The following is an 11598-nucleotide window of genomic DNA, read 5'->3' as shown; positions in this document are numbered from 1 at the left end:
CTACTCGACCAGCGCGGGTCAGTGACCGAGGTGCTCCTGGTGCTCCCCGGAGCGGCCGTGCGCCTCGTCGGAGTCGGTCCACTCCAGCAGCCAGGCGCGGAAGTCGGTGCCGATGTCACGGTGGCGCACCGCGAGCCGGACCATCGCCTTGAGGTAGTCCAGCCGGTCGCCGGTGTCATATCGACGGCCGCGGAAGATCACCCCGGTGACACCGCCGCCCGGCTTGTCCCGGTGCTGCGCCATCTCCAGCAGCGCGTCGGTGAGCTGAATCTCGCCCCCACGACCCGGTTTGGTGCGCTGCAGCACCTCGAAGATCTCCGGCGACAGCACGTAGCGGCCGATGATCGCCAGGTTGCTCGGCGCCTCGCCGACCGCCGGCTTCTCCACCAGCGAGTCGACCCGCACCAGTTCCTCCGACGCGTCCGGCAACTGCGAGACCGCGGCGCAACCGTAGAGGTGGATCTGGTCCTCCGGGACCTCCATCAGCGCGACGACCGAGCCGCCATACTGCTGCTGGACGTCGATCATGGTGTCCAGCAACGGATCCCGTTCGTCGATCAAATCGTCACCGAGCAGCACCGCGAACGGTTCGTTGCCCACGTGCGTCTGCGCGCACAGCACCGCGTGACCAAGGCCGAGCGGCTCACCCTGGCGGATGAAGTGCACGTTGCCGAGATTGGCCGACTTCTGCACCCGCTTCAGGCGCATCTGGTCGCCCTTCTTCTCCAGCGCCTTCTCCAGCTCCCAGTGCCGGTCGAAGTGGTCCTCCAGCGCCGCCTTGTTGCGCCCCGTGACGGTGAGTACGTCGTTGATGCCCGCCCGCGCCGCTTCCTCCACGACGTACTGGATGGCCGGCTTGTCGACGACCGGCAGCATCTCCTTGGGGATGGCCTTGGTCGAGGGCAGGAAGCGGGTGCCAAGACCCGCGGCCGGGATGACGGCCTTCCGGACACGCTGACGGGGAGACTGCTCGGTGGTCATGAGCGCACAGGCTAGGGCACCGGCCCATTCGCCGGTTGTGCGGCAGTAAACAATGAGCCCATGGCCCGTGAATTTCCGACCGACAAGTCGGCAGCTCGACGGCTGATCCGGGCCGGGCGCACGCAGCGCCGGGCCGAGGCCACCGAGCAGGTATGGCGGGAGCTCGCCGCGGGCCTGGCCGAGCACGTCGACCGGTGGCTCGCCCACCGGCCCGCACCGCGGGCGGTTGCGCTCTACGAATCCCTGCCGACCGAACCACCCATGGACGCCGTCGCCGAACTGCTGCGGGCCAACGGGATTCGCGTGCTGACGCCGGAGTTGTTGCCGGACAAGGACCTCAGCTGGCGGGACCGATCGGACACCGGTCTCGGAGCGGGTCTCGGGCTGGACCTCGGCCGCGACGGCATCGGCCAGGCCGACGTCGTCCTCGTCCCCGCGCTCGCGATCGGCCGCGACGGCACCCGCCTCGGGCAGGGTGGCGGCAGCTACGACCGGGTGCTGCCACGCGTGGCCCCCGGCATACCGGTGCTGGCCGTGGTGTTCGACGAAGAACTCGTCGACGCGGTGCCGAGCGAACCGCACGACCGGCGTGTCGACGGCGTGCTCACCCCGTCGGGCGGGGTGCGCGACCTGAAATACTGACGCCCCGACTCACCACCACCCGCGAAGGAGACCCGCGTGGCCGCCTCCGCAACCGAGGGCTTCACCCCGCACGACCTGGCCGGCGTGCTGCTCGTCGCCGCGCTCGTGCTGCTCGCCTCGATCGCGGCGGTCCGCTTCGCCAACAAGTCGGGCCTGCCCACGCTGGTCATCTACCTGGGTTTCGGCCTGCTGATGGGCGAGGCCGGTCTCGGCATCGACTTCGAGAACTCCCAGCTCACCCAGGTGCTCGGCTACTCCGCACTCGTGCTGATCCTCGCCGAAGGTGGCCTGTCGACGCACTGGTCGAGCATCCGGACGGCGGTCGCGCCGGCGGCACTGCTGTCGACGCTCGGCGTGCTGGTGTCGGTCGCGGTGGTCGGCGTGTTCGTGCACCTGCTCTTAGGACGGGCCTGGACGATCGCATTCCTGCTCGGTGCGATCGTCACCTCCACCGACGCCGCCGCCGTCTTCTCGGTGCTGCGACGGGTGCCGCTGCCCGCCCGCATCACCGGCGTGCTCGAGGCGGAGTCCGGCTTCAACGACGCCCCCGTCGTACTCCTCGTGATCGCCCTCGCCGACGCCGCGACCCCCGGCAAGTCGCCCGGCCCCTGGTGGTTCATCGCGTTGGAGGCCGCGGCCGAACTCGTCGGCGGCGCCCTCATCGGCATCGCGCTCGGCTGGCTGTTCGGCCGGCTGCTCAAGCTCGGCGCGGGCAGCTCGTCGGGTCTGTTCTCGATCGGCGTCGTCGCCGTCACCGTCCTGGCGTATGCCGCAGCGACCCTCCTGCACACCAGCGGCTTCATCGCCACCTACCTCGCCGGGCTCGTCCTCGGCAACCTGCACCTGCCGCACCATCAGGCGGTGCGCGGCTTCAGCCAGGCGCTCGGCTGGCTCGCCCAGATCGGGTTGTTCGTGCTGCTCGGCCTGCTCGCCTCGCCCGACCGGCTGGGCGCGCAGATCATCCCCGCGATCGTCGTCGGGCTCGTGCTCCTGCTGATCGCCCGGCCCGCATCGGTGCTGGCCAGCCTGCCGTGGTTCGGCTTCAGCTGGCGCGAGCAGGCGTTCCTGTCGTGGGCCGGTCTGCGCGGGGCGGTGCCGGTCGTACTCGCCACCGTGCCGCTGACCGTCGGCACCCCGCACACCGAGTGGATCTTCGACCTGGTCTTCGTGCTCGTGCTGGTCTTCACGCTGGTGCAGGCCTTCCCGATGCCGTGGATCGCGCGGCGGCTCGGGGTGGTCGAGCAGGCGCACGTGGTCGATCTGGATGTCGAAGCCACGCCGCTGGAGGAGCTCGATGCGGACGTGCTGCAGCTGCATGTCGGCGACACGTCCCGCTTGCACGGCGTCGAGGTGCAGGAGTTGCGCCTGCCCGCCGGCGCCAACGTGACGCTGATCGTGCGGGACGGGCAGGGGTTCGTGCCGCGGAGGCGCACCGTCATACAGCGTGGGGATCAGCTGCTGCTGGTGACCACCCTCGCATCCCGCGGCGACGCGATCCGGCGAGTCCGGTCGGTGTCGCGGGACGGGCGCATGGCCGGCTGGGCGACGCCGCTGCGTCCGGACACCGAGTGAGCGCGCCGTACAATCACTTCGTGCCGACCTATTCCTATGCCTGCAAGGACTGCGGGCACGCGTTCGACATCAACCAGTCCTTCAGCGACGACGCGCTGACCGTCTGCCCGGAGTGCGGCGGTCAGTTGCGCAAGAAGTTCGGCTCGGTGGGTGTGGTGTTCAAGGGCTCGGGCTTCTACAAGACCGACTCCCGCGACTCGGGCAGCAAGTCCTCCTCGACGTCCGGCACGTCGGGCACCGAGAAGTCGAGCGACACCTCGAAGTCGACCGACTCCGGCAGCAAGACCGACAGCACTTCGTCGACGTCGACCACCAAGACCGAGTCGAAACCGGCCGCCAAGTCGGCCTGATCCACATCCCCGACGGGCGGCCGCCGTCATCCACCGTCGGGGTCCTGCGTCCGCCGGTATGACGCAACCCCTGGCTAGTCTCGCCGGCATGAGTGCATCCCCAGACATCGGCGTCATCGGTGGCTCCGGCTTCTACTCCTTCTTCGACTCCCCCGAGCGGGTGCAAGTCGACACGCCCTTCGGCGCACCCAGCGACGACATCGTGATCGGCGACGTCGACGGCCGCAGGGTGGCCTTCCTCGCCCGACACGGCCAGGGACACCGCTACCCGCCGCATCTGGTCAACTACCGCGCCAACCTCTGGGCATTGCGGTCGCTCGGGGTCCGGCAGGTGCTCGCGCCGTGCGCGGTCGGTTCGCTGCGCGCCGAGAACGGGCCCGGGACCCTCGTCATACCGGATCAGGTCGTCGATCGCACCTCTGGCCGGGCGAGCACCGTCTATGACGAGGTCGGCCCCGTCGTGCACGTGTCCTTCGCCGATCCCTATTGCCCGCAAGGGCGTTCGGCGTTGTCGGCGGCCGCCACCCGGGGCATGGACCGGTCCGTCGACGGCGGCACCCTCGTGGTCGTCGGCGGACCCCGCTTCTCCTCCCGCGCCGAGTCGCAATGGCACCAGGCGGCCGGCTGGTCGGTCGTCGGCATGACCGGTATGCCGGAGGCGTCGGTCGCGCGGGAGCTCGCGATGTGCTTCAGCACCGCCTGTCTGGTCACCGACCACGACGCCGGAGTCGAGGGCGGTGAGTCGGTCACCCACGAGGAGGTGATGCGGGTCTTCGCCCGCAACATCGAAGGTCTCAAGAGCGTCTTGCGGGACGCGATCGGGCGACTGCCCGAGCCGGAGCCCGACGACACCGCGACCTGCTCGTGCCGCCAGGTGCTCGACGGCCAGGACCTGCCGTTCGCCTTGCCATGACCGCCGGGACCCGGGCGCCGCGGCCGGCACGCACCCTGGACCGGCTGCTCCCCGACACCTGGCAGGGTCCGAGCCGGCAGGCGCGCTGGCGACGCTCCCGCGCACGACGGGTCCTCGCCGGACTACTGCTGGCCGTCGCGGTCGCCTGCGTCGTGTCCGCGGTGCGGCCGGCGGATCCGCCGACGCGAGCGGTCACCGTCGCTGCGCGGGATCTGGCTGCCGGCCATCGCCTCACGGCCGCAGACGTGCGCGAGGTTCGCTGGCCGGCGGGCACGGCGCAGCCGGGTGCGGTGACAGCGTCGACCGCGCCGGGCCGGGTGCTCGTCGCGCCGATCCGGGCGGGTGAGGCGCTCACGACAAGCCGGGTCCGCGGCACAAGGTCGTGGGCGCCGGCACCGGCCGGGGACGTGGTGATCAGTGTCCCCGCCGACCGTTCCGGCCTGGCCGCGGTGTTGCAGCCCGGCGACCGGGTGGACGTGATCGACACCGCGCAGGGCGCGACCGTGGCCGACCGGGCCACCGTCCTCACAACCGTGGGACCAACCGCGGGCTCCGCCGCCGGGCCGCTGAGCGGCTCCGCCGGTGCCGAACGATCGGGGCAGGTGCTGCTCGCGATGCCGGCCGGTGACGCCCGGCAGGTGGGCACCGCGCTGAATGCCGGTTCTGCCGGCGTCGGCGGCGGCATCCTGCTCGCCCTGAGACCGATCGATTGACTTTTTTTGGACAGTCGGCCACGTGGCGGGTGAGACCGGTGTGTCGCCTGTGATTCTGCGGTTACTGGGTGGTAGGGCGCGGTCGCTTTAGCACATTCGTGATCAACCCGCGCGCGTTTTGGAGTTCAACGGCGCCTGAAACTCCGCTACTGTGCCGTCGACCGTGACCCTCACAGTAGTAAGGACTACCTCGTGGCTGGTTTCAAGAAGTTCCTCATCCAGGGCAACCTGGTGGCGCTTGCGGTGGCTTTCGTCATCGCAACCGCCTTCGCCGGAGTCGTGACCGCGCTGGTCACCATCATCATGGACCTCGTCGGCAAGATCGGCGGCACCCCGAACTTCAGCGGCTACACGCCGGGCGGCGTGCACGTCGGTGCGTTCCTGACCGCATTGATCGGCTTCATCGTGATCGCGGCCGTCGTCTACTTCTTCGTCGTGAAGCCTTACGAGGCGTTCAAGGAGCGTTACATGAAGGAGCCGGACGCCGACCCGACCGAGGTCGACGTGCTGACCGAGATCCGCGACGAACTGCGCCGCAACAACGGCCGCGCCTGACGCTTCATCCAGGTGAGAGCCACAGCTGAGTAGGACCACGAAGGGGTGGGGCCGTCCGGCCCCGCCCCTTCGTGCTGCCCGGGCGCTCCCGCGCATTTCGGACGAAGGCTGGCCTGAGTACCCGACTGCCGGAGCCGCCGGATAGCGTGAAAAGGCACTTATCGACAACTAAATTTGCAAGGAGTTGCGATGCCTCAACACACCGACCACAGCCCGGCTGGTTTCGACCCCAGCAAGCCCTCCACGACCGAGTCCGGCGCGCCCCGGGAGTCTGACGCCAACTCGTTGAGCGTCGGCGCGGATGGTCCGCTGCTATTGCACGACGTCGCCCTGGTTGAAAAGCTCGCCCGTTTCGACCGCGAGCGGGTGCCGGAGCGCAGCCCGCACGCCAAGGGCTCCGGCGCCTTCGGCGAGTTCGAGGTGACCGCGGACGTTTCGTCATACACCAAGGCCAAGTTTCTGCAGCAGGGCACCAAGACCCCGATGCTCGCGCGGTTCTCGACGGTCGCCGGCGAGCTCGGCTCCCCCGACTCGTGGCGCGACGTGCGCGGCTTCGCGCTGAAGTTCTACACCGAGGACGGCAACTTCGACATGGTCGGCAACAACACGCCGGTCTTCTTCGTCCGCGACCCGATGAAGTTCCCCGACTTCATCCACTCCCAGAAGCGCCTGCCGGACTCCGGTCTGCGCAGCAACAACATGCAGTGGGATTTCTGGACCCTGTCGCCCGAGTCGGCGCACCAGGTCACCTATCTCATGGGCGACCGCGGCTTGCCGCGCAGTTGGCGGCACATGAACGGCTACTCCTCGCACACCTACATGTGGGTCAACGAGGCCGGTGAACGGTTCTGGGTGAAGTATCACTTCCACACCGACCAAGGTGTGGAGAACATGACCAACGAGGAGGCGGCCAAGCTGGCCGGCTCGGATGCCGATGTGCACCGCCGCGACCTGTTCGAGGCGATCGAGCGCGGCGATTTTCCGTCGTGGACGCTGAGCGTGCAGGTCATGCCGTATGACGAGGCCAAGACCTATCGCTTCAACCCCTTCGACCTGACCAAAACCTGGTCCAAGAAGGACTACCCACTGATCGAGGTGGGCAGGTTCACCCTCAATCAGAACCCGTCCAACCACTTCGCCCAGATCGAGCAGGCTGCGTTCAGTCCGTCGAACACCGTTCCCGGCACTGGCATTTCGCCGGACAAGATGCTGCTCGGTCGGGTGTTCTCCTACCCCGACGCGCAGCGCAACCGGATCGGCACCAACTTCAACCAGTTGCCGGTCAACGCGCCCGTCGTGCCGGCCAACACCTACGACAAGGAGGGGCAGATGCAGTATCACCACACCGGCGCTGCCCCGGTCTACGCCCCCAACTCCTACGGCCGCGCCTACCAGGACACCCAGGGCCCGGTCGACAACGGCTGGGAAGCCGACGGCGCGCTGGTGCGCAGCGCCTACACGCTGCACGCCGAGGACGACGACTTCGGCCAGGCGCACACGCTGATCCGGGAGGTCTACACCGACGAGCAGCGGCAGGCACTCGTCGAGACCGTGGTCGGTGCACTCCAGGACGGTGTCGAGGAGCCGGTGCTGTCCCGGGTGTTCGACTACTGGCGCAGCATCGACGACGAGGTCGGACAGTCGATCGAGTCGCAGTACAAGCAGGCGCAGACCAGCTAGGGCAAGCCCACCCGGCCCACAACCTGGTTCGCCCCGGTTACTCCCAGTGCGGCGGGCGCTGCTCGCGCAGCCAGCGGTCGTTCGGGTCCTCCGGCTTCTCGTCGTCCACCGACCTGGCGCGAGCGCGGGGCTGCTCGTCCGGCTGCGGCTTGTCGTCGTCACTGGAGGTCACCGGCACCTCGATCGCCGGGTCGCCGCCGGTCGCCGGCCGAGTCGCTCGCCTCGGCCGGCGACGCCGCCCCTGCTCTCCCGCCGGCTGCTCAGCCATCGCGCTCACCCACGCACTCGCTCAACTGGGCTCACTCGTCGTCGAGCCAGGGGTTCGCCGCTCGCTTGGCCGCCGACTCCATGCGGTCGGCGTCGTCCCGGGCGAGCGAGGCCGCGTGCACGGCGGCGACCAACCGGGCCACCTCGCGTGCTGGGTCGCGGAACAGGTCACGGGTCCAGACCCGCTCGTGCGCCCAGCCGAGCCGGCGCAACTGCTCCACCCGCAGCCGCTCCCGGTCACGGGTCGAGACGATCGACCCGTAGGTCGGACCGTCCGTCTCGATCGCGACCAGCAGCGATCCGGGACGTCGCGGATCCTCGACCGCGAGGTCGAGCCGGTGGATCGAGGTGCCCCAGCCCGGGTGCACGACCAGACCTTCGGCGCGTAGCCGGGATGCCAGATCGAGCACCAGCGGCGGCACCGGGCTGACATCGGCACCCGCCAGCACCGGCCGGTCGAGCACGCTGCCGGTGGATGCGGCCCGACGGCGACGTCCGTCGGGTCCGCGCACCACGCCTGGCCCGACGACGCCCGACGCGCCCTCACGCGTCTCGTCACCCGGGCCGTGCACTCGTCGTGCGGCGCCTCCGGACCCGGCATACAACAGGAAGTCGCGCAACATCAGGCCGCCACGAGAGCGGAGTTTGGTGGGGTTGAGTTCGTCCCCGGGGAACGACGACACCGTCACCATGCGGCGCCGCGCGCGGGTGATCGCCACGTTGAGCCGGCGCTCGCCGCCCTCCGCGCTGATCGGTCCGAAGCGGTGCACCACCTCACCGCGCGGGCCGCGGCCGTAACCGATCGACAGCACGATCGCATCGCGCTCGTCACCCTGCACCCGCTCCAGGTTCTTGACGAAGAACGGCTCCGCCGACTCCGCGAGCAGACTTTCCAGAGCAGGGTCGGCGGTGACCGCGGCTCGGATTGACGCCTCGATGCGGTCGGCGTGCCGCTGGCCGAGGGTGATCACCCCGATCGACTCCTCCGGGCGCTGCCGGAACTGGTCGAGCACCACCTGCGTCACCCGGTCGACCTCGGCGTCCGGCGACTCGGCGTCGACGGTCGGACCGTCGACGACATCGAGTCGTACGACGGTGTCGTCGCCCACCCCCGGAAAGGTGACCAGCCGCCCGCCATACACCTGCGCGTTGGCGAACGCGATCAATCGCTCGTCCAATGCCCGGTAATGCCAGGTCAATTCGCGACTGGGCAGCAGCGGGGTGAGTGCATCGAGGACTGACTCCGAGGTCTCGGGAGCCGCGCTCTCGGAGCCGTCGACCCCTCGGAAGAACGAGGTCGGCGGCAGTTGCCGGGGGTCACCGGCGACGACGACCTGGCCCGCACGGGCGATGGCGGAGATCGCCTCCGCCGGCGGGATCTGCGACGCCTCGTCGAAGATCACCACGTCGAACCAGACCCCGGGCGGGACCACCGAGGCGACCACGAGCGGGCTCATCGCCCAGCACGGTTTGATCGCGGTCAACAGCTCCGGTGCCTGCGGTAGCAACTCGCGCAGCGACATCGGCCGCTCGACGCGGGTCTGCTCCCGCAGCAGCGTCTCCTGCTCCGGGAAGTCGCGCACCGCGCTGCGCACCTGACCGACCCAGGAAGCGCGCACCCGTGCCGCACCGGAGTGCACGTGCGCGGCGTCGGCTGCGGCATACGACTCGGCGACTGCGCGCAGCTCACTCCCGGAGGTCTCACCGTATGCCGGATCCAGCTCGGCGATCCGGGCGAGAACCGCCCGCCACCAGACGAATTCGAACTCGTCGGAGACTCGTTCGGCGGGCACGCGCCGCGCCGCGAGGTCGTCGAGCAGGTCGCCGAGGCCGTTGGCGCGCAACTGGTCGAGCGGTCCGATGACCGTCGGCACAAGAGCCAGCCGGTCGGCGGCCTTGGCGAGCCGGTCGAGCCGGTCCTGCAGCGCATCCAGGTCGGTGTCCAGCAGATCGTTGCCCTCGGCGGTGCCGTCCAGCCGCGCGGCGAGCCACTCGAGGTCTTCGCGCAACCGCTCATGCGCGGCGGCCAGCGCACCGACCTCCGTCGGAGCACTCGGCCTAGCACCCTTGCCGGCGACCTCCCGCCAGCGGGCACGCTGACTTGCGGCGAGGACCAGCACACCGTGCAGGTCGGTGGGCGGCTGCCCCGGGCGCAACAGATTGCGCGCCTCCTTGCGCAACCGTCGCCGGTCCAGCACACCGAGATCGGCACCGTGCTCCTTGCGGTAGGCAGCGGAGCCGGTCGCGGTGACGAGGTCGTCGAGCGGAGCCTCGAAGATCTCCGGGCGGAACGACTCCAGCGTCTTGTGCGCCTCGCGCATCAGCTCCAGCCGCGCCTCGCCCTCGAGCATGGTCCGCGGCACCGGCAGCCCGACCCGGTCACACAGCGCATCCAGGCGGTCGCGATGCTCGCGCAGACCGCCGTCGCTGAGCCCCTGCACGAGATCGTGCGTGCGGGCAGCCTGTTGGGCACCCACGACACGCGCGCCGAACCAAGGGTCCACCTCGTCGTCGGTGCGCCAGGCGCCGAGCTCGGCGATGCGAGTGAGCTCGTCGGCGAGCTCCTGTCGTCGTACGACGCTCATCGCCTGCAGGTCGTCCGGCTCGATCCAGGCCCGCGAGCGAGGGGCCGGCCGCATCGCGTGGAACTCGCTCAGCCGGGTCTGCGCCTCGTCGACCGTCACCCCCCACGGCAGGTGCGGCTCGTGCATCGCCCGGCGGTGCTCGGCCAGTTGCGTGCGCTGCGCGACCAATCCGTCAACCGGCTGCAGCAACATGTCGTCCGCGCCGACGGCGTCATCCATCGCACGCACCACATCGCCGCCGCGCCCACCCGAGCGTCCGTGCACGTCGAGCACGAGCTCAGCGAGCCCGACCTGGTCCAGGCGCTTGACCACCGCGTCGATCGCGGCGCGCTTCTCGGCGACGAAGAGCACCCGCCGACCATCCGCGGCGATCGCCGCGATCAGGTTGGCGATGGTCTGACTCTTCCCGGTGCCCGGCGGTCCCTTCACGACCAGATGCGAACCGGCCCGCACGGCTTCGACGACGTCCTGCTGCGTCGCGTCGGCGTCGAGCACCAGGTGCTCGGTGGCCGGGTCCGCCTCGGCGAAGGGCGGGGCCTGCGCACTCACCTGCAGCCGGGCGTCCTCGTCACCGGCGAGCGCGGCAACCACGTGGTTGGTCGACAGCTGGCCGAGTTGGTCGGCGAGGTCACGCACCATCGGCAGCTTGGTGTAGCTGAACGTGCCGACCACGTAGCGCCGCTCGACGCGGAAGCCGGGCACGTCAGCGCAGGCGTCCTGCACCGCGCTCAGCACGGGACCGCCGTCGGAGGCAGCACGTCCTCGCAGGTAGTCGTCGATCGCCTGCAGGTCCAGGTCGATGCCGCACTCCACCTGCAGGTACTTGGCCAGCACCGAGTTGAATTCGACCTCACCTGCGAGCCGCAGCCCGAGCCGGTCGGGTTGCCCGGTCGGTGTGAAGACCTCGCAACGACGCAACAACACCGGCGCCGCGGGCGGGCGCGGGGCACCGGGCCGGTCCCAGGTCGCCATCCCGATCGCCAGATAACAGGTGGAGATGCCGCGTTCCTCGGCGAGTTCGCGGGTGCGAGACCGGATGACGCGAGCGCGTCGCTCAGCGTCCGCGAGCGCCGCGGGTTCACGGATCAGATCGGTGAGCGGCGCGACTCCGGACGAGAACAACCGCGCAATGCCGGCCGGGTGCGCCCGGGTCAGGTCGAGGGTTCCGCTCGGCAGGTCACGAAACCAGAGCAGCGTGTTGCGGCCGCCGAGGTCGACCAGATGGCTCTGCCATCCGGCGACCGCGTCGCGGACGAGCCCATCTCGGCCCGTCGCCAGCCACGGGTTGGCCGAATCAGGTTGCGGCGGCACGGAACTCACCGAGCAAGGCTAGCCTCCGC

General features: G+C 70.0%; 10 protein-coding genes. 7 read left to right on the top strand and 3 right to left on the bottom strand.

The window, feature by feature from the left end; all coding sequences use genetic code 11:
* Window positions 1–18: 18 nt before the first annotated feature.
* The gene (gene galU, locus N2M23_RS05010; RefSeq protein ID WP_265443745.1) at window positions 19–981 is read right to left on the bottom strand and encodes a UTP--glucose-1-phosphate uridylyltransferase GalU; all 963 of its coding nucleotides are present in this window, start codon (window positions 979–981) and stop codon (window positions 19–21) included.
* A gap of 60 nt (window positions 982–1041) precedes the next feature.
* On the opposite strand from galU, the gene N2M23_RS05005 reads away from it, so the two are divergent.
* From N2M23_RS05005 to N2M23_RS04975, 7 genes are all read left to right on the top strand, one after another.
* Window positions 1042–1623 carry a 5-formyltetrahydrofolate cyclo-ligase gene (locus N2M23_RS05005; protein ID WP_265443744.1) on the top strand — a complete coding sequence of 194 codons (582 nt, stop codon included), beginning with the start codon at window positions 1042–1044 and terminating at the stop codon, window positions 1621–1623.
* 36 nt (window positions 1624–1659) lie between these two features.
* Window positions 1660–3195 (top strand): potassium/proton antiporter, encoded by a 1536-nt coding sequence (locus tag N2M23_RS05000; protein WP_265443743.1) that lies wholly within the window; start codon window positions 1660–1662, stop codon window positions 3193–3195.
* A 20-nt stretch (window positions 3196–3215) separates the two neighbouring features.
* Window positions 3216–3545 (top strand): FmdB family zinc ribbon protein, encoded by a 330-nt coding sequence (locus N2M23_RS04995; protein ID WP_265443742.1) that lies wholly within the window; start codon window positions 3216–3218, stop codon window positions 3543–3545.
* Window positions 3546–3633: 88 nt separating this feature from the next.
* Window positions 3634–4458 (top strand): S-methyl-5'-thioadenosine phosphorylase, encoded by an 825-nt coding sequence (locus N2M23_RS04990; protein WP_265443741.1) that lies wholly within the window; start codon window positions 3634–3636, stop codon window positions 4456–4458.
* Window positions 4455–5171: an SAF domain-containing protein gene (locus N2M23_RS04985; protein ID WP_265443740.1), complete on the top strand. Its 717-nt coding sequence runs from the start codon at window positions 4455–4457 to the stop codon at window positions 5169–5171. The genes N2M23_RS04990 and N2M23_RS04985 overlap by 4 nt, the downstream gene beginning before the upstream one ends.
* A 192-nt stretch (window positions 5172–5363) precedes the next feature.
* Window positions 5364–5726: an MscL family protein gene (locus N2M23_RS04980; protein WP_265443739.1), complete on the top strand. Its 363-nt coding sequence runs from the start codon at window positions 5364–5366 to the stop codon at window positions 5724–5726.
* A gap of 189 nt (window positions 5727–5915) precedes the next feature.
* A complete protein-coding gene (locus N2M23_RS04975; protein ID WP_265443738.1) occupies window positions 5916–7406 on the top strand; it encodes a catalase in 1491 nt (496 codons plus the stop codon).
* A 37-nt stretch (window positions 7407–7443) separates the two neighbouring features.
* Here N2M23_RS04975 and N2M23_RS04970 read toward each other — a convergent pair whose 3' ends face one another.
* Window positions 7444–7674 carry a hypothetical protein gene (locus N2M23_RS04970; RefSeq protein ID WP_265443737.1) on the bottom strand — a complete coding sequence of 77 codons (231 nt, stop codon included), beginning with the start codon at window positions 7672–7674 and terminating at the stop codon, window positions 7444–7446.
* 31 nt (window positions 7675–7705) lie between these two features.
* On the bottom strand, window positions 7706–11578 hold the full coding sequence (locus N2M23_RS04965; protein WP_265443736.1) for an AAA domain-containing protein: 3873 nt from the start codon (window positions 11576–11578) through the stop codon (window positions 7706–7708).
* Between the last annotated feature and the right edge of the window lie 20 nt (window positions 11579–11598).

The organism is Flexivirga meconopsidis (genome assembly GCF_026162425.1).
GTDB classification, from domain to species: domain Bacteria; phylum Actinomycetota; class Actinomycetes; order Actinomycetales; family Dermatophilaceae; genus Flexivirga; species Flexivirga meconopsidis.
This window is presented reverse-complemented; position numbering and strand designations above follow the sequence as displayed.

Coding starts and splice junctions, on each gene's coding strand:
- N2M23_RS04990 (WP_265443741.1), top strand. CDS start 3,634: ATGAGTGCATCCCCAGACATCGGCGTCATCGGTGGCTCCGGCTTCTAC.
- N2M23_RS04970 (WP_265443737.1), bottom strand. CDS start 7,674: ATGGCTGAGCAGCCGGCGGGAGAGCAGGGGCGGCGTCGCCGGCCGAGG.
- N2M23_RS04985 (WP_265443740.1), top strand. CDS start 4,455: ATGACCGCCGGGACCCGGGCGCCGCGGCCGGCACGCACCCTGGACCGG.
- N2M23_RS04975 (WP_265443738.1), top strand. CDS start 5,916: ATGCCTCAACACACCGACCACAGCCCGGCTGGTTTCGACCCCAGCAAG.
- galU (WP_265443745.1), bottom strand. CDS start 981: ATGACCACCGAGCAGTCTCCCCGTCAGCGTGTCCGGAAGGCCGTCATC.
- N2M23_RS05005 (WP_265443744.1), top strand. CDS start 1,042: ATGGCCCGTGAATTTCCGACCGACAAGTCGGCAGCTCGACGGCTGATC.